This window comes from Enterobacter sp. CC120223-11, assembly GCF_900215375.1.
GTDB lineage: Bacteria > Pseudomonadota > Gammaproteobacteria > Enterobacterales > Enterobacteriaceae > Scandinavium.
This window is the reverse complement of the sequence record NZ_OBEF01000017.1, coordinates 41,280-67,123: the sequence shown is the minus strand read 5'-3', so window position 1 is coordinate 67,123 and position 25,844 is coordinate 41,280. Positions and strand designations below refer to the sequence as shown.

Here is a 25,844-nt window from a genome sequence, read left to right as displayed (position 1 = left end):
TTCAGCTCCTTTGCGATAGTCCGTTCAGCAAGAGATCGATATGGCAGGTAATCACCTGGAAAATGCGCTCCGCTTTTTCTTCATCAAACTGAGTCCAGCCGGTGCGCAGCAGAATAGTTTCACGTCCGAGGCGGAAGGCGAGGATCTCACCGAGCAGGGCGTGAGTGTGCAAAATGGTGTCCGTCTCCGTAGGATCGCGCCCGGTATAGGCCGCAACAAGCCGCGTTAAATGGCCGTGCAGCGGGGCAATCACCTGATCGTGAATCAGCTGATAGGCGGGAGAAGGCGAAAGTTGCTCACGCGAGATAAACTTACTGAGGTTGACTGTTTCATCCTGGGTCAGCAGCAGGATCATGTTCTGGCTGGCGCGCAGGATCAGCGCACGAATCTCGGTTTTATCGGGCGAAGGCTGGCTCAACAGCGCCTCGCCCGCCTCGGCATGAGGGCGAAAATTGCTGCCGATAAAGTCGGCGATCCACTGGGCGCAGGCGAGGTATAAATCCTCTTTTGAACCAAAGTAGTAGGGGATAGCCGCGATATTTTGCCCCGCCAGCCCGGCGATATCGCGGGTGGTGGCATGCAGGCCATATTCGCCAAACTGGGCGATGGCGGCGGCAATCAGCTGGCTCCTGGCCTGCTCGCCTTTGCTGGTGATCGGCGTGGTAATCATCGGGTCTCTGAAAGTTAATCAATCGATTGATTAAATTTATGACTGATTTTTCACCTTGTCCACTCTGGCTGGTAAATAATTTCGCTGAAAAAGAGATGAGGGATATTTTATGCGGTGCGTCACAAAAACTGCTACACTCCGCCCCTTGCTGACATTATCGTTTTTGTCTTTTTGCCCTGTCACTATCCCCCTGAAAACGATACCTGTCATGGTCGGGGCGGTTCGGAGTAGTTATGTCTTTTGAAACCCTTGGCCTGAATGCTGAGATCCTGCGCGCGATTGCCGAGCAGGGTTACACTCAGCCTACCCCAATTCAGCAGCAGGCGATCCCTTGCGTATTGCAGGGCCGCGACCTGATGGCCAGCGCCCAGACGGGTACCGGTAAAACCGCAGGCTTTACGCTGCCGCTGCTGCAGCTGCTTACCCAAAGCGAACCTCACGCCAAAGGCCGTCGCCCGGTGCGCGCCCTGATCCTGACCCCAACCCGTGAGCTGGCGGCGCAGGTGGGCGAAAACGTTCGCGAATACAGCCAATACCTCAACATTCGTTCGATGGTGGTGTTTGGCGGCGTGAGCATCAACCCGCAGATGATGAAGCTGCGCGGCGGCGTGGACGTGCTGGTGGCAACGCCGGGCCGTCTGCTGGACCTGGAACACCAGAACGCGGTGAGCCTCGATAAAGTCGAAATTCTCGTGCTGGACGAAGCCGACCGCATGCTGGACATGGGCTTTATCCACGACATTCGCCGCGTGCTGTCGAAGCTGCCGCCGAAGCGTCAGAACCTGCTGTTCTCCGCGACTTTCTCGGACGACATCAAAGCGCTGGCGTCCAAACTGCTGCACAACCCGCTGGAAGTGGAAGTGGCTCGCCGCAACACCGCCTCCGAGCAGGTGACGCAGCACGTCCATTTCGTCGACAAGAAGCGCAAGCGCGAGCTGCTGTCACAGATGATTGGCGAAGGCGACTGGAAGCAGGTGCTGGTCTTCACCCGTACCAAACACGGCGCCAACCACCTTGCCGAGCAGCTGAATAAAGATGGTATCCGCAGTGCGGCCATCCACGGTAACAAGAGCCAGGGCGCTCGTACCCGTGCGCTGGCTGATTTCAAATCTGGCGATCTGCGCGTGCTGGTAGCAACGGATATCGCGGCCCGCGGTCTGGATATCGAAGAGCTGCCGCACGTGGTGAACTACGAGCTGCCGAACGTGCCGGAAGATTACGTGCACCGTATCGGTCGTACCGGGCGTGCTGCGGCCACCGGTGAAGCGCTCTCTCTGGTCTGCGTGGATGAACACAAGCTGCTGCGCGACATTGAGCGTCTGCTGAAGAAAGAGATCCCACGCATCGCGCTGGAAGGTTACGAAGTCGATCCGAGCATCCAGGCGGAGCCGATTCAGAATGGTCGTCAGGGCCGCGGTGGTAACGGGGGCGGTCGTGGTCAGGGGCAGCCTCGTCGTAACGACGGCGGTCAGGCTCGCCGCAGCGACAAACCTGCGGGCAACGGCCAGGCACGCCGGAGCGATAAACCGGCGTCCGGAAGCGGTCAGCCGCGTCGTGCTGACGGTGAGCAGCCGCGCCGCGAAGGTGCGCCGCGCCGTCGCCGCCCGCGTAAACCTGCCGCTGCGCAGTAATTCTCGAGTATGGCCGCAAATCGCGGCCATTTTTTTTGCCCCCACCGCCGGAAAATGCCAGAATAGTGGCTGTTTATACAGTATCCGGACATTCCGATGGCACTCACCGCCGCGCTCAAGGCGCAAATCGCCGCCTGGTATAAGGCGCTTCAGGAGCAAATCCCCGACTTTATTCCCCGGGCCCCGCAGCGGCAGATGATTGCCGACGTGGCGAAAACGCTCGCCGGAGAAGAGGGCAGGCACCTGGCCATCGAGGCACCAACTGGCGTCGGTAAAACGCTCTCCTATCTGATTCCCGGCATCGCCATCGCCCGTGAAGAGCAGAAAACGCTGGTGGTCAGTACCGCCAACGTGGCGTTGCAGGATCAGATCTACAGCAAAGACCTGCCGCTGCTGAAAAAAATCATTCCCGAGCTGCGCTTTACCGCCGCCTTTGGTCGTGGGCGTTATGTCTGTCCGCGAAACCTGACCGCGCTCTCCAGCACCGAGCCGAACCAGCAGGATCTGCTGGCGTTCCTCGAGGACGACCTCACGCCAAACAGTCAGGAAGAGCAGAAGCGCTGCGCGAAGCTGAAAGCCGATCTCGACACCTACAAATGGGACGGCCTGCGCGATCACACCGATCAGGCCATTGACGACGCACTCTGGAGCCGCCTGAGCACCGACAAAGCGAGCTGCCTTAACCGTAACTGCCACTATTATCGCGAGTGCCCATTTTTCGTCGCCCGCCGTGAAATTCAGGAAGCGGAAGTGGTCGTGGCCAATCACGCGCTGGTGATGGCGGCGATGGAAAGTGAAGCGGTATTGCCGGAGCCCAAGAATTTACTGCTGGTGCTCGATGAAGGCCACCATCTGCCGGACGTCGCCCGCGATGCGCTGGAGATGAGCGCGGAGATTACCTCTGGCTGGTATCGGCTCCAGCTTGACCTGTTCAGCAAGCTGGTAGCGACCTGCATGGAGCAGTTCCGCCCGAAAACCTTCCCGCCGCTGGCGGCGCCTGAACGCCTCAAAGAGCATTGCGATGAGCTGTACGAGCACATCGTTTCGCTGAACAATATTCTCTCGCTTTACATGCCTGAGGGGCTGGAAGCTGAACACCGCTTTGCGATGGGTGAACTGCCGGACGAGGTGATGGTTATCTGCCAGCGGCTGGCGAAGCTGACGGAGATGCTGCGTGGGTTATCGGAGCTGTTTCTTAACGACCTGAGTGAGAAAACCGGTTCACACGATATCGTCCGCCTGCATCGCGTGCTGCTGCAAATGAACCGCGCGCTAGGCATGTTTGAGTCCCAGAGCAAACTCTGGCGGCTCGCAGCGATGGTGCAGGCCTCCGGCGCGCCGGTCACCAAATGGGCAACGCGCGATCTGCGCGACGGCCAGCCGCACGTCTGGTTTCACTGCGTGGGGATTCGCGTCAGCGATCAGCTGGAGAAGCTGCTGTGGCGGCGCGTGCCGCATATCATCGTCACCTCCGCCACGCTGCGTTCGCTGAACAGCTTCTCCCGCCTCCAGGAAATGAGCGGGCTGAAGGAGAAGGCAGGCGACAGGTTTGTGGCGCTGGATTCACCCTTTAACCACGTTGAACAGGGCAAAATAGTGATTCCTAAGATGCGCGTAGAGCCGTCGATGGAGAACGAAGAGCAGCATCTGGCGGAAATGGCGGCCTACTTCCGCGAGCAGGTGGAAGCGAAAAAGCACCTGGGCATGCTGGTGCTGTTTGCCAGCGGGCGTGCGATGCAGCGTTTTCTGGAATATGTGCCGGACCTGCGCCTGCTGCTGCTGGTACAGGGCGATCAGCCGCGTTACCGGCTGGTGGAGCTGCACCGCAAGCGGGTTGAAGGCGGTGAGCGCAGCGTGCTGGTGGGGCTACAGTCCTTTGCCGAAGGGCTGGATCTGAAAGGCGAACTGCTGAGCCAGGTCCATATCCACAAAATCGCGTTTCCACCCATCGACAGCCCGGTGGTGATCACCGAGGGTGAATGGCTGAAAAGCCTCAACCGCTATCCGTTTGAGGTGCAAAGCCTGCCGAGCGCGTCGTTTAACCTCATTCAGCAGGTGGGGCGTCTTATCCGTAGCCACAGCTGCTGGGGCGAAGTGGTGATTTACGACAAGCGTCTGCTGACCAAAAACTACGGCCCGCGCCTGCTGAACGCGCTGCCGGTATTTCCCATTGAGCAACCCGCCGCGCCAGAAGGTATAGTAAAAAGCAAACCGAAACCGACTCGTCGCAAACGGCGCTGAGCCGTCAGGAGCACTGCATGGATTATCGCAATATCATTAAAGAAGTGGGGCGCGGCAAGAATCATGCCCGCGACCTGGACACCGACACCGCCCGCGGCCTGTATGCGCAGATGCTGAAGGGTGAAGTGTCGGAGCTGGAGCTTGGCGGCATTCTGATTGCGCTGCGTATCAAAGGTGAGGGCGAGGCGGAAATGCAGGGCTTCTATGAAGCGATGCAGCACCACACCGTCAAACTGACGCCGCCTGCGACAAAGCCGATGCCGATTGTGATCCCAAGCTATAACGGCGCGCGCAAGCAGGCGAACCTCACGCCGCTGCTGGCGATGCTGCTGCACAAGCTTGGTTTCCCTGTGCTGGTGCACGGCGTCAGCCACGATCCCACCCGCATACTGACCGAAACCATTTTCATGCTGTTGGGCATTGAACCCACGCTTCACGCCGGGCAGGCACAGGCAAAACTGGACAGCAACCAGCCGGTCTATATGCCGGTGGGCGCGTTCTGTCCGCCGCTGGAAAACCAGCTGGCGATGCGTTGGCGAATGGGCGTGCGTAACAGCGCGCATACCCTGGCCAAGCTGGCGACGCCGTTTGCCGAAGATGCCGCGCTGCGTCTTTCCAGCGTATCTCACCCGGAATACGTGCCGCGCGTGGGTAAGTTCTTTACGGGTATTGGTGGCCGGGCGCTGCTGATGCACGGCACGGAAGGCGAGGTTTACGCCAATCCTCAGCGCTGTCCGCAGATAAGCCTGATTGATGCGACAGGGGCACAGGTGCTGATCGAGAGGGAAACGGAGACGCGAGAGGCACAGCTGCCAGCGTCAAAGGATCCGGAAGTGACCGCCAGATGGATTGAGCGCTGCGTGGCGGGCGTCGAGCCTGTGCCGGAATCACTCAAAATGCAGATGGCCTGCTGCCTCGTGGCGACCGGTGAAGTGCCTGATTATGCCTCGGGGCTGCAGCGGGTGAATGCGCTCTGGTAAACGACAGACAAAAAAAAGCCCGTCCAGTGGCCGGACGGGCAAGACAAGGGTTAAACAGGTACAGCAGGGCAATAATCAATGAGGGGTAAAACGTTGTCCGGCAATTACTTGTAAATCACCGCAGTACCGCTGATTTTGTTATTGGTGTTTGCAGAAGTAATGCTGTAACCGGTAGCGCCTGCAGCAGCGGCTTTCTCTGCCAGTTTCGCTTCCATACCGTCCAGAGTGCTTGCACCTTCTACGGACACAGTACCGATTTTATTCAGGCTCTGCGCTTCAGCGTTGGATACCGGCTGAGCGGCGAACACGCCGAAAGAGAGAGCGGAAAGAGCGATAGCAACAGCAGCAGTTTTGATGGTTTTCATGGTTAATCTCTCGCAGGTTATTCTTTAAAAGTGACGTTGTTCCGTCGATGTGATGAGTATCACGCTTTTCTGCGGAAGATAAAATCGAATAGACTTGACAGACTTCATCGAAAAAATTGAATGTTAAATAAATTACTGATTATTAATAAAATAAAATCAGAAAACGGAAGCGAAGCGATGGAAGTAAATTTGAGGGCACAGATTGCGACTTCTTTCAGCAAAAACTGTGCTCGTAAATATGGAGTGATAATCTGTATTTTAAGCTGTAGTTTTGTCAGTAAGGCTGCATTTTACGAATGGTTCGGAACTATACACCGATCCTAAGGTGAAATTAAAGGATTTGTTCTGCCGTTATTTTGAGAGAGGAATGATGCAGAAAAAAGAATGCGCCTGCTAGGCGAGGCGCATTTTGGAGGGGAAAAACTCAGACAGATTATTTGTAGATAGTAGCCGTGCCGAACATTTTGTTCTCACCGCTGGCAGAGTTCACTACAAACCCTTTCGCGCCTTGCTCCTGGGCCTTTTCAGCCAGCTTATCCTGCAAATCTCCTAAGTCGCTCGCACCAGAAACCGATACCGTACCTGCAGCGCGCAGCTGCCCGGTATCACCCTTCATCAGTTGTTGCGGTTCGGCGGATGCCGAGAAAGAGAGCATCGACAACGCACCAGCAGCAACCAGAACCAACAGTCTTTTCATGTGCACATCCTCTCTGTTTCCACGGGGGATGCGTTAAGTGTAGGTGCTGAAGAAGTGTGACATGCCGCAAAAAATTGATGATGATCTGCTTATTTTTTGAACAACATTAATTGACAATGAACTGACAAATCAGCCACATACAAGTGGCTGATAAGATAAAGGATTAACGTGCGTCCGGGCGCACTAAATCGAAACGCTGACTTTCGTCGATGGTGTAATACGCGGTTGGGCCACCTGCGCGCAGCGCGGGCCGGGCTTTGGCGGTCTGATAAATGCCGTTTTCCAGCAGTGATTCCGCAATATGCACCGCAACCACTTCACCTAATACCAGCCAGGAATCGACCGCAGTGCCATCGGCGGCGGCCAGCTGAATGCACTGTGACAGTCGGCATTCAAAGTTCACCGGGCTTTCGGCCACGCGAGGGGCGCGAACGAGGCGACTTTCGGCGGGAGTTAATCCTGCGCGGGTAAATTCGTTTTCACCGTGAGGGAGGCTCGCGGAGGTTTCATTCATCGCGTGGGCGAGATCGACGGTCGCGAGGTTCCAGACGAATTCACGTGTTTCAACAATATTGCGGACGCTGTCTTTCCACCCGCTGCTGGCGAAGCCTATGATCGGTGGACGATAGTTAAAGCAGTTGAAGAAGCTGTAGGGCGCAAGATTGTGCCTGCCCTGAGCATCTGCGGAAGCAATCCAGCCAATCGGGCGAGGGCCAATAATGGCGTTGAGCGGGTCGTGGGGCAGTCCGTGTCCGTCTGAAGGCTGATAAAAGTACATAGCGCACCTGGCTGTTTAAAGGATTATGCAGACTCACTTATTTACGCCACCCGCGTCAACGGGTATCTTACGCTGCCGTCAACAGGAGGATGCCATGAAAGCCCAAAAGCCGGGGTTACACCCGCGTAACCGTCACCACGCCCGCTATGATTTACCTGCATTGTGCAAAGAGACTCCCGCGCTGTCGGCGTTTATCGTCACCAGCCCGGCCGGGGAGCAGACGATTAACTTTGCCGATCCCGAGGCGGTGAAAACCCTGAATCAGGCGCTGCTGGCGCACTTTTATCAGGTGAAAGCGTGGCACATTCCGCAGGGCTTCCTCTGCCCGCCGGTGCCGGGCCGTGCCGACTATATGCACCATCTGGCCGATCTGCTGGCTGAATCCAGCGGTGGCAAGGTGCCAAATGGCGCCAGCGTGCTGGATATCGGCACCGGGGCGAACCTGATTTATCCGCTGATCGGCAGCCATGAGTACGGCTGGCGCTTCACCGGAACCGAGGTGAATGCCGAAGCCATCGCCGCCGCGCAGGCGATTATCGAGGCCAACCCGGGCCTGAGTCGCCAGATCCGTTTGCGTCGGCAGAAGGATCCGCAGGCAATTCTGACGGGCATGATCCATAAAAATGAAAACTTTGATGCGATGGTGTGCAACCCGCCGTTCCACGACTCAGCTGAAAGCGCCCGTGAGGGCAACGAGCGCAAGCGTCGTAACCTTGGGCAGCAAACCGAGGCGCTGAACTTTGGCGGCCAGCAGCAGGAGCTGTGGTGTGAAGGCGGTGAAGTGGCGTTTATCCGCACGATGATCGACGAAAGCCGTCAGTTTGCAAAACAGGTGCTGTGGTTTACCACGCTGGTGTCAAAAGGCGACAACCTGCCGATGCTCTATTCCGCGCTGACCGCCGCGGGCGCGGTCAAAGTGGTGAAAAAAGAGATGGCCCAGGGACAGAAACAGAGCCGCTTTATCGCCTGGACCTTCCTCGATGAAGACAAACGCCGTCGCTTTGCTGCCCGCGCGCGCTGATCACAGCGTCGGCTGATTCGGCATTGGCGGTTCTGAGGCCGCTATTGCCGGAGTACCCGGTGCGGGCAAAACTTGATATGTCTGCACCGGAGCACGAATACCTGCCTTATCGAAGTGTTTTTTCACCTGCGTATCCAGGGCGAAGCGCACCGTCCACTGCTTCAGCGGCAGCGTGGTGAACGAGGCCCGCAGCGTGAACGACGTGTTAGTCAGCCCGACCAGCCCGGCGAAGGAAGGTTCGCCAATCACCAGTCCGCGAATTTCCTCCTGCTCCATTAACTCTGCTACCGCAGCCTTGAGCGCATCATTGGCTTTGTCTACATCTTCACTACGATCGACGTCGTAGTTCGCCACCACCGAACCGATGCCGCGCACGAAGTTGGCAAAGGTGGTGATCGATGACCACGGAATGATGTGGTAGGCCCCGGTGTCCTGACGGACGCCAACGGAGCGAATCGACATCCGCTCCACGGTACCGGTGAGCGGCCCGATGGTCACCAGATCGCCGGTGTTCATCCCGTTTTCAAACTGAATGAAGACCCCGGTAATGATGTCCTTCACCAGCGTTTGCGAGCCGAAGGAGATCGCCAACCCCAGCGCGCCTGCACCGGCCAGCAGCGGGGCAATGTTCACGCCAATTTCCGACAGCAGGATCATCACCGTGATGGTGCTGATGACCACCGCCAGCGCATTGCGAAACAGCGTCAGCAGCGTGCGGGCGCGGGCGCTCGGCAGCGGGCGGCCGTGAATGTCGGAGGCCAGGCGATTTTCAATCAGGCTTGCCAGCAGCGTCCAGCCAATCGCCGAGAAGAAGAGGATCAGCGCAATGCGGATCAGCACATCCACGGTTTTCTCACCTGCGCCGTAATGCAGCCAGTTCCAGAAATCAAAGAGGCCCCAGGCGCTCAGCAGCAGCATGATTGCCACACAGACCGTCAGAATGCGCGCGGCCTTCAGCGAGGCGGATAGCCAGCCGTTGAGCCGTTTTTGCAGCTCCGGATAGTTGCGCTGCGTCTCGGGTGACAGGGTGATGGTTTTTGCAATCCAGCGCGACAGAATGCCAGAGATAAACGCGGCAACACCAATAATGGCAAGGCTCCTTACCGACGCGCCCATCATAAATTTCAGGCTGTTGCCTGGATCGAAGAGCGAGAAGAAGAACAGCACGATAAAGTAGGCGCTGGCCAGCCAGTGCCAGATCAGCGCAAAGGCGCGAATAAACAGGCTGAAGAACGCCAGCGAGCGGTTGGCAAGCCCGACCAGGCTTTCGGTGATCGCTTTTTTATTGTGGAAAATGAGCCACAGCGCCTGGACGGTGATGCCGAGCATAATAATGATATTCACCAGCGCCCCGGCCTGAACGTTCACCTGATTGGAAATGATAGGCACTGCAACGATAAGTCCGTAGCCGATGAAACTACTCAGCAGGCTCAGGCGCAGGCTCCAGTAGCGGGCGGTGTCATCGCTGATGTTGAACGGGCGCAGGTCCGGGACGCGCGGGCAGAAAATCAGGCGCAGAATCGCTTTGAAAAACTCAATCAGCGCGAAGGCATTCAGGAACAGGCTTTGCTGAAAGGCGATGGTGCGGCTGCCTCCGTTGAGTCTGTCGCTGAGCATTTGCCCGACGAACAGTGTCAGGCCAAGCAGAAGCAGGTCCATGACGACCGCCAGGGTAATCATCGCCGGAAGGTGCAGCCAGCTGCTGCGGTCACGGTTTTTTCGGCGTCCCCACTGGCCCATTTTGCGATACAGGGGCAGCGCGCACAGGCGCAACAGGGCGTAAAAAGCAAAGACCAGAACCGCCAGCAGCAAAAAATGAGTGACGGCGTTGCTGAACGTCTGCGCATTGAAGGGTTTATGCGGCGCGGTGGAAATGTTCCGCCACAGCTGAGCGAAGCGGCTGGAGAAGGCTTCGCCGTAATGGCGGCTGATATCTGTGACGCTTTCCAGCACGGTTTTTTCTTCGCTGACAGGCGGCGGCGTGAGCGTCAGGACTTTTTCCTGCGGCGGCGTGGCGGCGGCGGTGCGTAGCTGCTTAATCAGCTCCTGGCGCGAGGTATCGTTTTCCAGCACGTCCGCCAGCGCGGCATAGGCCGCTTTTTTCTGCGTGGCATCCGGTTCGCTGCTGGCTGGCTGAGAAGTTGCGGCGGAGGAGGTCACGCCAGGAATCGTTACCGCCTGAAGCGGGGAGCAAAACAGCGTTGCAATCAGCAACAGGATCCACGGCACAGGCGCCTCCCTTTCAAATCATCAACAAAATGATAAGTATAGCGGGTGGGGCGGGGGTGCTGGATTTTGGGAGGATTCTCTCCCCCGGAGCGGGGGAGAGTGAAGGGCATTACGACACGTGTTGCAGGAACTCGCGCAGGCGCTGGCTTGGCGGGTTGGCAATCAGCGTTTGCGGGTTACCGTCTTCTGCAATGCGGCCTTTGTCGATGAAGATCATACGCGAGGCCACTTTCTCAGCGAAGCCGATTTCGTGGGTCACGATGACCATGGTCATGCCTTCCTCGGCCAGATCCTGCATCACCTTCAGCACTTCATGACGCAGCTCCGGGTCCAGCGCGGAGGTTGGCTCATCGAACAGCATCATTTTTGGCTTCACCGCGAGCGCTCGGGCAATGGCCACGCGCTGCTGCTGGCCGCCTGAAAGTTCAGACGGATAGTGGTGAGCGCGCTCTGCGAGGCCCACTTTTGCCAGCAGGCTTTTTGCCAGCGTTTCAGCTTCTTCTTTTGAGGCACCGCGCACGCGCTGCGGACCAAACATCACGTTCTCCAGCGCCGTCAGGTGCGGGAACAGATAAAACTGCTGGAAGACCATGCCCGCTTCCTGACGAATCAGGCGCTCATCGACTTTCGGATCGTTGACCTTCAGACCATCGACGATCAGATCGCCGCTGGTGATCTCTTCTAGCTTGTTGATGCAGCGCAGCAGGGTGGATTTACCGGAGCCGGATGGCCCGATGATGACCACCACCTCGCCCTGTTTGACGTGCAAATCAATGTTGTGCAGCACCTGGGTCTGACCGAAGTGCTTGGAAACGTTTTTAAATTCAATCACAGGATTTTCATCCTTCTTTCAAGAATGCGAAGCACGATGTTCAGTACCTGGGTGATGATCAGGTAGATGATACCGACGGCGGTCCAGATTTCCAGCGCGCGGAAGTTACCGGCAATGATTTCCTGACCACTGCGGGTCAGCTCAGCGGCACCTATGACGATAAACAGCGAGGTGTCCTTGATGCTGATAATCAGCTGGTTGCCGAGTGCCGGGAGCATACGGCGTATCGCCAGCGGCATAATCACGTGGCGAATGGTTTCGCGACGGGAGAGGCCGAGCGCCAGGCCCGCTTCGCTGAACCCTTTATGAATCGACAGCACGGAGCCGCGGGTGATTTCTGCGATGTAGGCACCGGAGTTAATCATGATGGTGATCACCGCCGCCGTGAAGGTGTCGATGCGAATGTCCGGGAAGGCCATCGGCAGGGCGAAGTAGATGTACATCACCTGCACAACGATTGGCGTGCCGCGGATCACTTCGATAAACACGAGGGCGATATGATTAGAAATCCAGCCGCCATAGGTGCGAGCCAGGCCCGCCAGCAGGCCGATGATGATCCCGCCTGCGAGTCCGAGAACCGAAATCCACAGAGTCATTTTGGCGCCGTCCAGCAGGATTGGAATGGCAGGCCAGATGACGCTCCAGTCAAACTGCATAATATGTTCCTGTTCGTTACCGTGGTTCAAAAACAACAGGGGCGAAAGGTCGCCCCTGAACGTATTACTGACTGCTTAGCATTATTATTTTGGTTCAGTGCCGAACCATTTTTTATAAATTTCGTTGTACTGGCCGTTTTCACGCAGGGTTTTCAGCGCGCCGTTCACTTTCTCACGCAGGTCGTCGCTGCCTTTCGGGAAGGCGATGCCGTACTGCTGCGCTTCCAGCGATTCGCCTACCGCTTTGAACTGACCGTTACCGGCGGTTTTGATGAAGTACAGAATGTTTGGCGTGTCGTGCAGGACCGCGTCAGCACGGTTGGTGCCGAGTTCCATATAGGCGTTGTCGATGTTCGGGAACTGGCGCAGGTCTTTGGTTTTGACGTTAGCTTTAGCGTAGTCAACGGAACCGGTACCGCTCTTCACCGCCAGCACTTTGCCGTCGAGATCCTTCACGGATTTGATGTCATTGTTGTTCGCTTTCACCATCACCAGCAGGCCGCTTTTGTAGTAGCCATCGGAGAAGTCGATCGCTTTTTTACGTTCGTCGGTGATGGTGATCCCGGCCAGCGCCAGGTCGATGTTTTTGGTCTGCAGTGCAGGAATGATGCCGCTGAAATCCATTGGTTTCAGGGTGTAGTTCAGCTTCAGCTCTTTGGCGATGGCCGCCCACAGATCCACGTCGAAACCGACGTACTTGTCACCCTGCTTGAATTCAAACGGAACGAATGCCGTGTCGGTGGCCACAATCAGCTGCTTTTCCGCAGCCTGGGAAGAAACGGCGAAGGCCAGCGTCAGTGCAGCCAGTGAGACTTTAAATACAGACTTCATAGCATTTCCTTTTATAACCACGGGGCAATCCCCTGCGAGAATGGTTGGCATATGAAAAAATCGTGCCAACTTTACAAGCTGTTGTTTTTCAACGAAGCGGTCGCCGTCGATTGCACAATAAAGGTGTCAGCGTGCGCGATTTGCACCGCGATGAGGCACCAAAATAGTGCATAAAAACGAGAGAGGCGGACGTGCTGATATTAAGCGCAATTTAAGGCGATAAAACAATCTTTCATTAAAGATTGTGTGACGTGATAGTTACAAATGATTTACTTTTTTGGCGGGAAGTGGGGAGTGATGCACCATAAATGTGCAAAACCCCTCGGAGAGGGGTTTTGAAATTAGGACTTATCCCGGGCTTATTCGATGTTGGATTCGATAAACCACAGGAATTTATCGAGATCGCGTGAGGCGGCGGTCAGGATATCGGCGGTGTCTTCGTCTTTAGCTTCACCAACGGCCTTACGCACGTCGTTCGCCACAATGGCATAACGGTCGGCCAGTTCTTTCAGGTGTTCCTGAACGGTGTGAATGTCCAGCGGGTAGCTTTTCAGCGGCGTTTTGTTGTTAATCACCTGAGTGGTACCCAGCGCCACGCCACCCAGCTGCACGGCACGTTCGGCCATGGTATCGAGGTGATCGGTCAGCGCCGTACGGAAGCCATCCAGCATTTCATGAACGGCAATAAAGTTGGCACCGCGCATATTCCAGTGGGCCTGTTTGGTGATAAGCGACAGGTCAATGAACTGGATCACCTGGCGATTAAGCAGCTCAATGGTCGCTTTTTTCTCGCTGTCTGATACATCGTTGCGGGTATAGAGCAGATTAGATGTTTTGGTTTTGACCAGTTTAGCGGTACTCATAATCTCATATCCTCTTGATGTCGTAGTCCAATGAATCAACGGAAACAAGTATAGCACCGGCTATTTCTGCTGGCGGAAAGTTACTGCCTATGGATTTAATAGCGTGCGTGAAGTTGAAGGTAGTTAAATATTTTTAAAACAAAGGGATAGGGTACTCATTTGTCACGTGCGGAATGGTCAGTAGGAAAGGTCTGTTTCTGTTCGGGATATTTTCACCTGTAAATCACCGAGGCGGATAATAGCAGGGGAGTAGCGCCCCGCTATTCAGGTTCACTTGTTGATATCAACGGATTCTATTTTACTGTCGCCCTTGAGGGTGAGGGTGGAACCCATGGAAGCGGCCATGATCGCCAGCAGGGCAAGCATCTGCGTGCCGCTCAGGGTTTCGCCAAGGAAGATCATCCCCGAAACCGCCGCCAGCGCCGGTTCCATGCTCATCAGCGTGCCGAAGGTGCGCGTCGGCATCCGCGTCAGGGCAATCATTTCAAGTGAATAGGGCAGCGCAGTGGACAGCACGGCAATCCCGATACCCAGCGGCAGAATCGACCACTGCCAGAGCACCTCCCCGGCCTGAAATGCGCCAATGGGCACAAACACGATGGCGGCAATCAGCGAGCCCATCGCCACCGTCGCCGGCCCGTGTTCTTCGCCTGCCCGTTGCCCCGTGATGATATACACCGCCCAACAGGCTCCTGCTCCCAGCGCCAGCGCCGCCCCGGTCATATCGACGTGGGCAATGTTCTGTCCGAGCGGCAGCAGGAACCACAGTCCGACCACCGCCAGCAGCACCCAGACGAAATCAATGGGGCGACGGGAGCCGAACAGCGCCACGGCCAGCGGGCCGGTGAATTCAAGTGCCACCGCCACGCCCAGCGGAATACGCTGAATTGATAAATAGAAGAGAAAATTCATGGCCCCGAGCGACAGGCCATAAAACAGCAGCGGCAGACGCTGCTCCCGCGTGAAACGCAGACGCCAGGGTTTGAAAACGCACACTAGGATCAGGGTGCCCAGTGCCAGACGCAGGGCGGTGACGCCGGGGGCACCCACAACAGGAAAGAGCGACTTGGCCAGCGCAGCGCCGCTCTGAATCGAACACATGGCAATCAAAATTACGAGGATCGGCAGCCATACCGGAACCTTACGTGACAACCCTGGCATCCTTTCTCCTGTCAGCTTTTGTCAAAAGAAGTAAAACAGGCAGTGTAAATGAATAACGTCTTTCTGGTTTAGACAATGTTGAAAAAAAAACCGGCCAAAGCGCCTTACAATAAAGTTCAGTCGGCGGAGAAAAATTCTGCCTGTTTAGGATTAATCTGGATGAATGCGTTAGTTAATGAGCGCAATAATGGCAAAATCTGCGAAGAAACTGTTGATATTCAACAGGGATGTTTATCAGTGGAAACGTTTAGTTACACGATTAGCCCCCTTAGACAACGTGAATCTCAAAGAGTTTCTTAACAAATTTTGGTATATTTAAAACTTACGGACTTACTTGAAGCACATTTGAGGTGGTTATGAATAAAATTGCACGTCTTTCCGCACTGGCCATTGTTCTGGCTGCGACCGCAGGTACCGCTGTAGCTGCAACTTCTACCGTTACTGGCGGCTACGCTCAGAGCGACATGCAGGGCGAAGCGAACAAAGCAGGTGGTTTCAACCTGAAATACCGTTACGAGCAGGATAACAACCCACTCGGCGTGATCGGTTCCTTCACCTACACCGAGAAAAACCGTAGCGAAGATGGCATTTATAACAAAGGTCAGTACTACGGTATCACCGCTGGTCCTGCTTACCGCATCAATGACTGGGCAAGCATCTACGGCGTAGTGGGTGTTGGCTACGGTAAATTCCAGGCTAACGACCTCCCAGGCAACAAATCCGACATGAGCGACTACGGTTTCTCTTACGGTGCAGGTCTGCAGTTCAACCCAATCGAAAACGTAGCGCTGGACTTCTCCTACGAGCAGTCTCGTATTCGTAACGTTGACGTTGGCACCTGGATCGCAGGCGTCGGTTACCGTTTCTAATCACTTCGGTGATAATAAAAATCCGCCCACGTGGCGGATTTTTTTTGTCTGAAGAAAGGGTATCGCCCGGTGGTATTTCGTTTGCGCGGGCCTGCAGGCATTGTAGGCCGGATGAGCGCAGCGCCATCCGGCAAATCAGTTAGCGGGTGCCGGTATCAAAGATGTCGGTACCCAGATGGGTGTAATCCACCTTCTGCAGCTGGAAGTTGGTGACGTAAACCGGGCCTGCTTTCTGAGTGGAAACAAAGCGGTAGCGAGGCTTAATCTCTTCAGCCTGGATCCCTGTCCACTGCGAGAAGAAGCTCAGGAAGTCGTTTGCCGACCGGCGAGCCTTAATCACCCGATGCGCTTTGTCATCACTGGAGAGCACCATAAACGGCACCTGGAAGTTCTGCTGGAACTTGTCATCATGCGCCAGATACTGCACGGACTTGCCGCGTTCCTTAAAAGCCAGTCCATGATCGGAGAAATAGACCAGTGAGAAGCTGTCCCCGGCGTTACGCAGCTGATCGTAGAGCTTGCTGAGCAGCTGGTCGGTCTGGGTCATGGTGTAGAGATAGCATGACGTCTCTTTCGAGGTCACAAAATCGGTGTATTTGCCCTGGGTGCGATCGCAGGCCTGGGGATGCGAGCCCATCAGATGCAGAACGATCAGCTGTGGCTGGGTACGCTCGGTGGAGAGCACCTGCGCGGTCATCTTCAGCAGATCGGTATCCTGGGTGTTTTTATCGGCCTCAAAGTCGCCGCTTTTCAGGAAATGCGCTTCGTCTGCGCGTTTGGCGATGCTGGCGATGGCCGTGTCGTACTCACCAATCTGCCCCTGATTGGAGAACCACCAGGTCTGGAACCCTGCGCGGTTGGCCAGGGTCACAAAGTTATTCTGATACTGTGGTTTGCCGTCTTCCACGTGGTTGAGCGTCAGACCCAGTGATTTCTGTGTAGAACCGCTGGCGGAAATATAGTCGGTAAACAATGTGCCGTTCACGCTGTTTGCAAAAGGCGTGTTAGCCCAGTGGCCGCCAAATGCACCCAGCGCATCCCGGCGCGCGCTCTCGCCAATCACCACGACATAGGTGTGATACTTCGGCTTCACCGCCACCACGTTCCAGGTATCTTTTTGGTTGGCAAACTGCGCCAGACGCGCCTGCTCATCCAGGACCTGCTGATTGCTGACGGCCACGTCATGCACGAAGCGCACGGCCGGGTAGCCAATTTTGCTCAGTCGAAATACGCCATCCCAGGCAATTTCCTGAATCGGACGCACGAACGCGACGCCAACGCAAAAAATCAGGCACAGAATATCGATTTTGCTCCACGCGCGCTTTCCTTCCGGCTTGCGGCGCACCGCTATCACGCCGAGGGCGAAAATAAAGAGGGAAATAAAATAGTTGTACCACGGGAAGATGGTCAGAATTTCCGTGGATTCTTCAGGGTTCGTCGAATGGAGCGCCAGCAGGGTATTAAAGTTAGGTGAGCCGTAGGCCTGACCAAACGGATAATAAAAGGCCGCCACCAGAGAATAGAGGCCCAGCAGGACTTTCTGCGTGCGCGGCAGCGCGCGCCACAGTACGTGCAGGACACAGGTAAAAGCGACGGTATACAGGAGGCTGAAAGGATATCCCAGCGCCAGATTCATCAGCAGCGATTGTAAAAAGTAAAATCCGGTCCATGGGTTGAGCGCCAGGCCACGCGCGGCCAGCGTTTCTTTCAGCGTTACATTCATAGGTCACAATCAAAAAGCCGCCATGTGCGTCCCCTGGCGTCAAAGGGTAAAACCTGCCTGGCAGTGCGTGAGGAATGGGGTTCATCGAGGCGCTAAAGCTGCAGGGATGCAAGAAGATAAATTTGATGAATAACGGCGTCAACACCCCATAACAAATTGTTTTGCGAGGGCGATTACAAATCCGGAAAAAAGAAGGGGGTTATTGGGCAAAACGATCAGACTAACTGTGTTGTATGACAGAAAAATGAAGCGGCGTACCGCGACGCCGCATTAGTGTGAAGGCTTGTCCTGCCGGGGTTTGCCGTTGATGATGTCGCAAAGCATGGCGATCAGCATCAGGCGGACTTTAAAGGGAGAATGGCTAAACACGCTTAAGCACCTCTTGAATTCGTTCATCAGACCCTCCTGAACTTTCTGCACCTTCACTCCCTGAAGGATGTTCGTATTACATACAGATATAGCACAGGCTATATTACTTAGCTATGGCTAAAACGTTAATTTTTTGTGCTCAGGTCACTATCCTATACAATAGAGCTCCTTAACTTGATGCATTAACGCGTCACCGCGAAGAGGAAGCACAATGAGCCGTCGCCCGGGCACCCCAGGAGTAAAAAAAGTGACGCAGTTAGTGAATGTCGAAGAGCACGTGGAAGGCTTTCGGCAGGTGCGTGAGGCGCACCGCCGCGAGCTGATTGATGATTACGTGGAGCTTATCTCCGATCTGATCCGCGAAGTGGGCGAAGCACGTCAGGTCGATATGGCGGCACGGCTGGGCGTGTCTCAGCCGACGGTAGCGAAAATGTTAAAACGACTGGCGGGCGTTGGGCTCATTCAGCAGATTCCCTGGCGCGGCGTGTTTCTGACGCCGGAAGGGGAGAAGCTGGCGCAGGAAACTCGCGAGCGCCATCAGATCGTGGAAAATTTCCTGCTGGCCATTGGCGTCAGTCAGGACACCGCCCGCCGTGATGCGGAAGGTATGGAGCACCACGTCAGCGAAGAGACGCTCGAACGCTTCCGCCAGTTTACCCTTCAGGCAGGACAGCACGCTGAATGAACCTCCCTTTTCTGCGGTCGCTCCTGCGCGACCGCTTTTTGCACCTGTTGATCCTCACCGGTATCGCGCTTTCTCTATTTGTTCCTTTTAAGCCATCAGCCTGGCCTTCAGCTATCGACTGGCACACCATCGTCACCCTGAGCGGCCTGATGCTGCTGACCAAAGGTGTGGAGCAGAGCGGCTATTTTGACGTACTGGGACGTAAAATGTCGCGCCGCTTTGCTACCGAGCGTCAGTTGGCACTGTTTATGGTGCTGGCGGCGGCGCTGCTTTCAACATTTCTGACCAACGACGTGGCGCTGTTTATCGTGGTGCCGCTGACCCTGACGCTGAAAAAATGGAGCGCCATTCCGGTTAACCGGCTGATTATTTTTGAAGCCCTGGCGGTGAATGCGGGCTCGCTGCTGACGCCAATCGGCAATCCGCAAAACATTTTGCTATGGGGGCGCTCCGGGCTCTCTTTCCTCTCATTCAGTGCCCAAATGGCGCCGCTGGCGCTGGCGATGATGCTGTCGTTGCTGCTGCTGTGCTGGGTGTGCTTCCCGGCCAAAAAGCTGCACTTCCAGAGCGGTGACCGCACGCCTGGCTGGAGCCCGAAGCTGGTCTGGTGCTGCCTCGCGTTTTATCTCATCTTTATCGTCAGCCTTGAGCTGCGCCTTGAATTGTGGGGGCTGCTGCTGCTTGCCGTCGGTTTCCTGCTGCTGGAGCGTCGGGTGGTGTTCAGCGTGGACTGGACGCTGCTGCTGGTCTTTATGGCGATGTTCGTCGACGTTCATCTCATGACGCAGCTGCCTGCGCTGCACCACGCATTAAGCGGCGTCAGTGGGCTGTCGGACGGCGGGCTCTGGCTGACGGCAATCGGGCTTTCGCAGGTGATAAGCAACGTGCCTTCGACCATTTTGCTCATTAATTACGTGCCGCCTTCCATACTGCTTGCCTGGGCGGTCAACGTGGGTGGCTTTGGCCTGCTGCCGGGCTCCCTTGCGAATCTTATTGCCCTGCGGATGGCGAACGATCGCCGCATTTGGTGGCGCTTTCACCTCTATTCTGTGCCGATGCTGCTGTGGGCGGCGCTGGTCGGATTTGGTCTGCTGATGCTTGTCAGATAATGCTCAATTGCCAGGATTTCCTGGCGAATGGCATTGTACTACCGATTTCAGCCTTCCTGAGCCGCCTGCTCGGGCCCAAGCTGTTCTTCATCATTTGCATCGTGATGTTCACCATTTGCTCCTTTCTCTGCGGCGCCCGTGATGGGCCCGACCCTCGGCGACGGTGAATTTCAGAGAATTGGGCAAGAAATGCACAGAATCGCCCCATTCGCAAACGCAGGTGTGTGGTTATAACTAATGAACACTCACCACGACATCCCTTTGAGGAGAGAGTTATGCGTTATCAGAAATTAGGCAATACCGGTTTGTTTGTCTCTGAACTTTGCCTTGGCACCATGACGTTTGGCGGCGAAGGTGGCATGTGGGGAAAAATCGGCCAGCTGCAGCAGGCCGACGCCGAGCGGCTGGTGGGCAGCGCGCTGGATGCGGGCATTAATTTTATCGACACCGCCAACGTCTATTCGGAAGGGCGCTCGGAGGAGATCACCGGCCAGGCGCTGAAAAATCTGAAGGTGCCGCGTGAAAACGTGGTCGTGGCGACGAAAGTGTTTGGCGAAACCGGCACGGCAGGCGTGAATTCACGCGGCAGTTCGCGCTATCACATCATCAACAGCGTGAAGGAGAGCCTGCGCCGCATGCAGCTCGATCATATCGATCTCTATCAGCTGCACGGTTTTGACCCTGCCACGCCAATAGAAGAAACGCTCTATGCGCTGGATAACCTTGTTCAACATGGTCACGTGCGCTACATCGGCGTATCAAACTGGTCGGCGTGGCAAATCATGAAGGCGCTGGGGATTTCCGACAGGCTTGGGCTGTCGCGCTTTGCTTCTTTGCAGGCCTACTACACCATTGCCGGGCGCGATCTCGAACGTGAACTGGTGCCGATGATGCAGAGCGAAGGCGTCGGGCTGATGGTCTGGAGTCCGCTGGCGGGCGGCTTCCTTAGCGGTAAATACGGCCGCGACGGGCAGAATGAGGCGGGCGGACGTCGGCTGGAGTTTGACTTCCCGCCGGTGGACAAAGAGCGCGGCTTCGACTGCATCGACGTGATGCGCAACATCGCCGAGAGCAAGGGTGTGTCGGTGGCGCAAATCGCCCTGGCGTGGCTGCTGCATCAGCCGGTCGTCAGCAGTGTCATCATCGGGGCGAAACGCCCGGACCAGCTGGCCGATAACATCGCGGCCACGGAGATTCGTCTGACGGAAAGTGAGCTGAAGCAGCTGGATGCCGTCAGTGCGCTGCCGCGCGAGTATCCGGGCTGGATGCTGGAGCGGCAGGGCGAATACCGTCGTAATCAGCTGAAAGGCTGAGTTGGGTTATATCAAACGGGGTGGACTAAGGTCCGCCCTTTTTTTTGCCTGGTTTTCGAAACCGCTCACAAAAACAGCACAACCTTTTTGCCTGAATTGTCATTTCGTTCTATATGACTAGTCATGAATTTTAAATGACTAGTCATATTAGCGGAGAGCAACAATGAAGAAACTGGCAAAGGATTTTTTGTGGGGTAACTCGGTATCCAGCATGCAGACCGAAGGGGCCTGGAACGAGGGCGGAAAGGGCAAGTCGGTGTATGACATCCGCGAGCCGTCCGAGTTTGCCTCTGACTGGAAGGTGGCAACCGATTCCTATCACCGCTTTGAAGAAGACTTTGACCTGATGCAGGATCTGGGCATGAACTGCTACCGCTTCCAGATAGCCTGGAGCCGCGTCTGCCCGATGGGCGACGGCGAATTCAATCAGGAAGGCATTGATTTTTATCACCGCTTTATCGACGGCTTGATTGCCCGCGGCATCGAGCCGATGATCTGCCTCTATCACTTCGATATGCCTCTGGCACTGGCCGAAGAGTACAACGGCTTCAACGACCGCCGCGTGATGGACGCCTTCGTCCGCTACGGCCAAAAGATGATCGACTGCTACGGCGACAAGGTGAAGTACTGGCTCACCTTCAACGAGCAGAACATCTTCCACATGCCGATCGCGTTCCGCATTTCAGGTTATATGCGCGGCGATGAAACCCTGCGTGAGCTGTATGAAATTCAGCATCACACCATGGTCGCTCATGTGAAACTCACCCAATACCTGCACGAAACCAAACCTGGCAAGCTGATGGGCGGGATGCTGGCTCACCAACTGATCTACCCGGCGACCTGCAAACCGCGCGATATCTTCTGCGCCCAGCAGCATGATGAATTCCTTAATCAGAACCTGCTGCGTGTATATGCAGGGCAGGGCTACAGCCCGGAAGTGATGGCGGTGGTGAAGCGTGAAGGCTTTGAAGATATTTATCGTGAAGAAGACCTGAAGCTTATCAACAGCAACAAAAATGATTATATGGCGTTCAGCTATTACGCCAGCCGCACGCTCGATACCGACCCGATCCCTGAAGGCACCGAGGTGAACTATTACCTGAAATACGGCGATAAAAATAACCCGTATCTGAAGGCCACCGAATGGAACTGGCAGATTGACCCGCTCGGTTTCCGCACCATCATCACCCAGTACTACAACAACTGGCGCATGCCGGTGTTCCCGATTGAAAACGGCATCGGCGTGATTGAAGAGTGGGACGGCAAAAACATGATTGCCGATGACTACCGCATCGCCTATCACCGCGACCATATCAACGCGATGAAAGAGGCCATTTTCGAGGATGGCGCAGAGGTGATTGGCTATCTCGGCTGGGGGCTTATCGACATTCTGAGCTCGCAGGGCGATATGCGTAAGCGCTATGGCGTGGTGTACGTCAACCGCGAAAACCACGATCTGAAAGATCTGAAACGCGTGCCGAAGAAAAGCTACGCGTGGTTAAAACAGGCGATCCGTTCGAACGGCGAAGAGATGTAAGCGCTGAGCAAACCGGGTTATCCCTGTGCGTATTCGGGCTGCTGCCCGGATACGTAACGGGAGTACGAGTGAGTCTACAAAAGGTCTGTGCAAATGTCTGATAACGTATCAACCAGTATGCAGTCTTTTACCGATCGCTTCGTGGAGTTTTCGGCGCGCATCGCCAACCAGGTTCACCTGCGTTCGCTGCGCGACGCGTTCGCCGGAGTCATGCCGATATTTATCCTGGCAGGGCTCGCGGTTCTGGTGAACAACGTGGTATTTCCGTGGGTTTTTGAAGGAGATACGCTGGCGGGATTCAAGGTGTGGGGCGATGCGATCATCAACGGAACGTTGAATATTGCCGCATTGCTGATTGCTCCGATGATCGCGTGGTCGCTGGCGCGTAACAAAAACTTTAGTAACCCGGTTTCGGCGGTGATAATCGCCCTGTGCAGCTTCATTATTATGATGCCAATGCAGGTCGAGATGGTGCCGGTAGGCGGAAAAGTGGCGGTCAGCCTGACCTCCGTCCTGACCTTCGCCAACATTGGCACAACGGGCATTTTTGCGGGCGTGATTATCGGCCTGCTGGCGACGGAGATCTTTATCCGCATCGCCCAGTTCAAACGTCTGGAGATTAACCTCGGGCCTAACGTGCCGCCCGCAGTCAGCCAGTCGTTCTCCTCGCTGCTGCCGACTATCCTCACGCTGTCGCTGTTTGCAATTTTTGCCGCGCTGCTTAAAAACCTGCTGCATACTGACCTGATCCATCTGATCATCACTCTGATCCAGCAGCCGCTGCGGTTGATCAACACCAGCCTGCCGGGCACGCTGTTTATCTACAGCTTCGGTAACTTCCTGTTTACGCTCGGCATTCACCAGGCGGTGGTGAACAGCGTGATTCTGGAACCCTTCCTGCTGATTAACACCAACGAGAACATGCTGGCCTATGCGGCCGGGCAGCCGATTCCGCATATCATCAACAACATCTTTGTACCGACGTTCGGCATGATTGGCGGTACCGGCAGTACATTTTCATTACTGATTGCCATTTTCCTGTTTTCGCGCCAGAAAGCGTCGAAGCAGGTTTCCCGTCTGGCGATCACCCCGGGTCTGTTCAACATCAACGAACCGGTGATTTTTGGCCTGCCGATTGTGTTCAACATTCCGCTGATGATCCCGTTTGTGCTGTTGCCTGCCATCGGTATTTTCTTCGCCTGGCTGTGTACGACGCTCGGGTTGATGTCGCGCTGCGTGGTGATGATCCCCTGGACGACACCGCCGGTATTAAGCGCCTGGCTGGCCACTGCAGGCGACTGGCGGGCGGTGGTGGTTCAGTTGATAATCATCGTCTTTGGTGTATTCTTCTACCTGCCTTTCCTCAAGATTGCAGAGCGAGTGGCCTTAAGAAACAATGGGATAACAGACTAATTAAGGACTGGGGCAATGGCGGCAAAATACCTTACTATCGCGCGGGAAATTAAGAAGCGCATCATTAGCCAGCGGTATCCCGCCAGTTCGCCGTTGCCCGATCAGTTTGCGCTGGCGGCGGAGTTTCAGACCAGCCGCATGACCATTCAGCAGGCAATGCGTCAGCTGATTGTCGAAGGGCTGATCTACACGCGCCAGGGACAGGGCACCTTCGTGCGTAAGAATTTTCTTCAGCTTTCGCAGTGGGACTTGCCGGGCAGTGACTATTTCGGCGCAACCAAAACCTGGGAGCACCTGGGCACGGTCAGCAGCCAGGTGGTGCGTTTCGAACTGCGCTTCCCGACGGAAAAAGAGCAGGCTTCCCTACTGATTAACGCCGATGCGCCGGTGTATGACTTTGTCCGCCTGCGTTTACTGAACGGCGAGCCGATGTCGCTGGACGCAACCGTGATGCCGGTAAACCTGGTACCAGGGCTGAATAAAGGCCATCTCGAAAGTTCGGTCTTTCAGTATGTGGAAACGCTGGGGCTGAAGATTATGGGCTCATACCGCGTGGTGCGCGCCATCAAACCCGGCGAGCTGGAGCAGCAGCATTTAGTCTGCGAGGCGGGTGACCCGGTGCTGGAAGTGGAGCAGGTGATTTACCTGGAAGATGGCACGCCTCTGGAGTATGCCCACTGTCACTATCGCTACGATCATGGCGGAATAGTGATTGTGAATAACGGTTAATGAATTTTTGCCAATAAAAAAGGCGGGTGTCGAAACCCGCCTTTTTTTGTGCTCTGGAATCAGTTCAGACGAACTGGCATCCCTGAGCGATCCTGAATGGCCTGATCAACCACGGTGGTCTGCACATCAGCCTGGCCGGTGATGGCCTGAACGGATTTGGTCAGCTTGACCGGCACGACTTCACCGTCGTTGAACTGCGCATCGGTGGTAGACAGCGGGTTGTGAACTTCGATGTAGCGGCTGCCGTCTGGTTCGGTGGTGGCTTTTACTGGCTCATCGATGAACTGGACGCGAGTACCGACCGGCACGTTCTGGAACAGGAATTTGATATCGTCGTTACGCAGACGCACACAGCCGTGGCTCACGCGCAGGCCGATACCGAAGTTCGCATTGGTACCGTGGATGGCGTAAAGACGACCGATATACAGCGCGTACAGGCCCATCGGGTTGTCCGGACCGGCTGGCACAACGGCTGGCAGTGGTTCGCCTGCAGCGATGTATTCAGCGTGCATTTTCGCGGTTGGGGTCCAGGTCGGGCCTGCTTTCTTACGCTCAACCTTGGTGGTCCAGTTGATTGGGGTATCTTTACCCAACTGGCCGATACCGATAGGCAGCACGATCACGGTGTTGGTGCCCTTCGGATAGTAATACAGACGCATTTCGGCGCTGTTAATCACGATACCTTCATGAACCGTATCAGGCAGGATCAGCTGCTGAGGAATGTTCAGCACCGTGCCGCCTTTTGGCAGATACACGTCAACACCCGGGTTGGCTTCGGTCATGTTGGACAGGCCCATCTGATACTGCGCAGCGAAATACTCGAGCGGCTGCTTGTTGTCATCAGGGATGGTGATCACCTGGTTCTGACCAATCAGACGGCTACCGTCGGTTGGCAGAGGATAGGTCACAGCAGATGCAGTTTTGCAAAAGCCCATAACGGCAAAAGCTGCCGCGAAAAGCGTAGATATTTTCATTTTCATGTTGTGCGAAGTATCGGTGCCGAGCAGGCTGTTGTTAGAGAAATGGAACCCTTAATGGGAGCGCATTATATGTGCATTCCTCGCCGCAGGGAAATCAGATGTGGACGAAATCACATTTTTTTCACCGTCTGGCCCATGCTGCCAGTGTAGTCCCTGCACGAG

The 25,844-nt window shown here is 55.7% G+C and carries 25 protein-coding genes; 12 read left to right on the top strand and 13 right to left on the bottom strand.

Annotated elements, in window-relative coordinates:
- Position 1: 1 nt before the first annotated feature.
- Entirely contained in the window at positions 2-670 is a 669-nt protein-coding gene (cecR, locus tag CRO87_RS17965; protein WP_097164296.1) for a transcriptional regulator CecR, read from the bottom strand.
- A gap of 233 nt (positions 671-903) precedes the next feature.
- Between cecR and rhlE the strand changes: the two genes are divergently transcribed.
- The 3 genes from rhlE to ybiB all read left to right on the top strand — a co-directional run bounded on the left by rhlE (position 904) and on the right by ybiB (position 5,522).
- Positions 904-2,301, top strand: coding sequence for an ATP-dependent RNA helicase RhlE (rhlE, locus tag CRO87_RS17960; RefSeq protein WP_097164295.1), 1,398 nt, complete (start codon positions 904-906; stop codon positions 2,299-2,301).
- 96 nt (positions 2,302-2,397) lie between these two features.
- Positions 2,398-4,542, top strand: coding sequence for an ATP-dependent DNA helicase DinG (dinG, locus tag CRO87_RS17955; protein WP_097164294.1), 2,145 nt, complete (start codon positions 2,398-2,400; stop codon positions 4,540-4,542).
- Positions 4,543-4,559: 17 nt separating this feature from the next.
- Entirely contained in the window at positions 4,560-5,522 is a 963-nt protein-coding gene (gene ybiB / locus CRO87_RS17950; RefSeq protein WP_097164293.1) for a DNA-binding protein YbiB, read from the top strand.
- 104 nt (positions 5,523-5,626) lie between these two features.
- Here the strand turns inward: ybiB and ybiJ are convergent, their stop codons facing one another.
- The 3 genes from ybiJ to CRO87_RS17935 form a co-directional block, all read right to left on the bottom strand.
- Complete coding sequence (ybiJ, locus tag CRO87_RS17945; RefSeq protein WP_097164292.1) at positions 5,627-5,887, bottom strand: DUF1471 family protein YbiJ; 261 nt, start codon at positions 5,885-5,887, stop codon at positions 5,627-5,629.
- Positions 5,888-6,320: 433 nt separating this feature from the next.
- Positions 6,321-6,584 carry a DUF1471 family periplasmic protein McbA gene (mcbA, locus tag CRO87_RS17940; protein ID WP_097164291.1) on the bottom strand — a complete coding sequence of 88 codons (264 nt, stop codon included), beginning with the start codon at positions 6,582-6,584 and terminating at the stop codon, positions 6,321-6,323.
- A 163-nt stretch (positions 6,585-6,747) separates the two neighbouring features.
- Complete coding sequence (locus CRO87_RS17935) at positions 6,748-7,362, bottom strand: flavin reductase family protein (protein WP_097164290.1); 615 nt, start codon at positions 7,360-7,362, stop codon at positions 6,748-6,750.
- A gap of 94 nt (positions 7,363-7,456) precedes the next feature.
- Between CRO87_RS17935 and rlmF the strand changes: the two genes are divergently transcribed.
- Positions 7,457-8,383 carry a 23S rRNA (adenine(1618)-N(6))-methyltransferase RlmF gene (gene rlmF / locus CRO87_RS17930; RefSeq protein ID WP_176504337.1) on the top strand — a complete coding sequence of 309 codons (927 nt, stop codon included), beginning with the start codon at positions 7,457-7,459 and terminating at the stop codon, positions 8,381-8,383.
- Here the strand turns inward: rlmF and ybiO are convergent, their stop codons facing one another.
- From ybiO to rhtA, 6 genes are all read right to left on the bottom strand, one after another.
- A complete protein-coding gene (gene ybiO, locus CRO87_RS17925) occupies positions 8,384-10,612 on the bottom strand; it encodes a mechanosensitive channel protein (protein ID WP_097164288.1) in 2,229 nt (742 codons plus the stop codon).
- A 109-nt stretch (positions 10,613-10,721) separates the two neighbouring features.
- Positions 10,722-11,444 (bottom strand): glutamine ABC transporter ATP-binding protein GlnQ, encoded by a 723-nt coding sequence (glnQ, locus tag CRO87_RS17920; RefSeq protein WP_097164287.1) that lies wholly within the window; start codon positions 11,442-11,444, stop codon positions 10,722-10,724.
- Positions 11,441-12,100 carry a glutamine ABC transporter permease GlnP gene (glnP, locus tag CRO87_RS17915; RefSeq protein WP_097164286.1) on the bottom strand — a complete coding sequence of 220 codons (660 nt, stop codon included), beginning with the start codon at positions 12,098-12,100 and terminating at the stop codon, positions 11,441-11,443. The genes glnQ and glnP overlap by 4 nt, the downstream gene beginning before the upstream one ends.
- An 84-nt stretch (positions 12,101-12,184) precedes the next feature.
- Positions 12,185-12,931 carry a glutamine ABC transporter substrate-binding protein GlnH gene (glnH, locus tag CRO87_RS17910; RefSeq protein ID WP_097164285.1) on the bottom strand — a complete coding sequence of 249 codons (747 nt, stop codon included), beginning with the start codon at positions 12,929-12,931 and terminating at the stop codon, positions 12,185-12,187.
- Between the two features lie 359 nt (positions 12,932-13,290).
- Positions 13,291-13,794, bottom strand: coding sequence for a DNA starvation/stationary phase protection protein Dps (gene dps, locus CRO87_RS17905; protein WP_097164284.1), 504 nt, complete (start codon positions 13,792-13,794; stop codon positions 13,291-13,293).
- Between the two features lie 270 nt (positions 13,795-14,064).
- Complete coding sequence (gene rhtA / locus CRO87_RS17900; RefSeq protein ID WP_097164283.1) at positions 14,065-14,955, bottom strand: threonine/homoserine exporter RhtA; 891 nt, start codon at positions 14,953-14,955, stop codon at positions 14,065-14,067.
- Between the two features lie 75 nt (positions 14,956-15,030).
- Between rhtA and CRO87_RS22610 the strand changes: the two genes are divergently transcribed.
- On the top strand, positions 15,031-15,255 hold the full coding sequence (locus CRO87_RS22610; protein WP_141398714.1) for a hypothetical protein: 225 nt from the start codon (positions 15,031-15,033) through the stop codon (positions 15,253-15,255).
- A 56-nt stretch (positions 15,256-15,311) separates the two neighbouring features.
- Positions 15,312-15,824 (top strand): outer membrane protein OmpX, encoded by a 513-nt coding sequence (gene ompX, locus CRO87_RS17895; RefSeq protein WP_097164282.1) that lies wholly within the window; start codon positions 15,312-15,314, stop codon positions 15,822-15,824.
- Positions 15,825-15,963: 139 nt separating this feature from the next.
- Here the strand turns inward: ompX and CRO87_RS17890 are convergent, their stop codons facing one another.
- Together CRO87_RS17890 and mntS are read right to left on the bottom strand one after the other, a co-directional pair.
- Positions 15,964-17,547, bottom strand: a complete 1,584-nt coding sequence (locus tag CRO87_RS17890) for a phosphoethanolamine transferase (protein ID WP_097164281.1) — start codon at positions 17,545-17,547, stop codon at positions 15,964-15,966.
- Positions 17,548-17,817: 270 nt separating this feature from the next.
- Complete coding sequence (mntS, locus tag CRO87_RS17885; protein ID WP_097164280.1) at positions 17,818-17,943, bottom strand: manganase accumulation protein MntS; 126 nt, start codon at positions 17,941-17,943, stop codon at positions 17,818-17,820.
- Positions 17,944-18,127: 184 nt separating this feature from the next.
- Between mntS and mntR the strand changes: the two genes are divergently transcribed.
- The 6 genes from mntR (at position 18,128) to CRO87_RS17855 (ending at position 24,702) form a co-directional block, all read left to right on the top strand.
- Positions 18,128-18,601, top strand: coding sequence for a manganese-binding transcriptional regulator MntR (gene mntR, locus CRO87_RS17880; RefSeq protein WP_097164279.1), 474 nt, complete (start codon positions 18,128-18,130; stop codon positions 18,599-18,601).
- Positions 18,598-19,710, top strand: a complete 1,113-nt coding sequence (locus CRO87_RS17875) for an anion transporter (protein ID WP_097164278.1) — start codon at positions 18,598-18,600, stop codon at positions 19,708-19,710. The genes mntR and CRO87_RS17875 overlap by 4 nt, the downstream gene beginning before the upstream one ends.
- Before the next feature lie 275 nt (positions 19,711-19,985).
- Complete coding sequence (locus CRO87_RS17870) at positions 19,986-21,023, top strand: aldo/keto reductase (RefSeq protein ID WP_097164277.1); 1,038 nt, start codon at positions 19,986-19,988, stop codon at positions 21,021-21,023.
- A 163-nt stretch (positions 21,024-21,186) separates the two neighbouring features.
- A complete protein-coding gene (locus CRO87_RS17865; protein ID WP_097164276.1) occupies positions 21,187-22,560 on the top strand; it encodes a glycoside hydrolase family 1 protein in 1,374 nt (457 codons plus the stop codon).
- Positions 22,561-22,653: 93 nt separating this feature from the next.
- Positions 22,654-23,973 (top strand): PTS sugar transporter subunit IIC, encoded by a 1,320-nt coding sequence (locus CRO87_RS17860; protein ID WP_097164275.1) that lies wholly within the window; start codon positions 22,654-22,656, stop codon positions 23,971-23,973.
- 15 nt (positions 23,974-23,988) lie between these two features.
- On the top strand, positions 23,989-24,702 hold the full coding sequence (locus CRO87_RS17855) for a GntR family transcriptional regulator (RefSeq protein WP_097164274.1): 714 nt from the start codon (positions 23,989-23,991) through the stop codon (positions 24,700-24,702).
- Between the two features lie 59 nt (positions 24,703-24,761).
- Here CRO87_RS17855 and ldtB read toward each other — a convergent pair whose 3' ends face one another.
- The gene (gene ldtB, locus CRO87_RS17850; protein ID WP_141398713.1) at positions 24,762-25,682 is read right to left on the bottom strand and encodes a L,D-transpeptidase; all 921 of its coding nucleotides are present in this window, start codon (positions 25,680-25,682) and stop codon (positions 24,762-24,764) included.
- Positions 25,683-25,844: the final 162 nt, after the last annotated feature.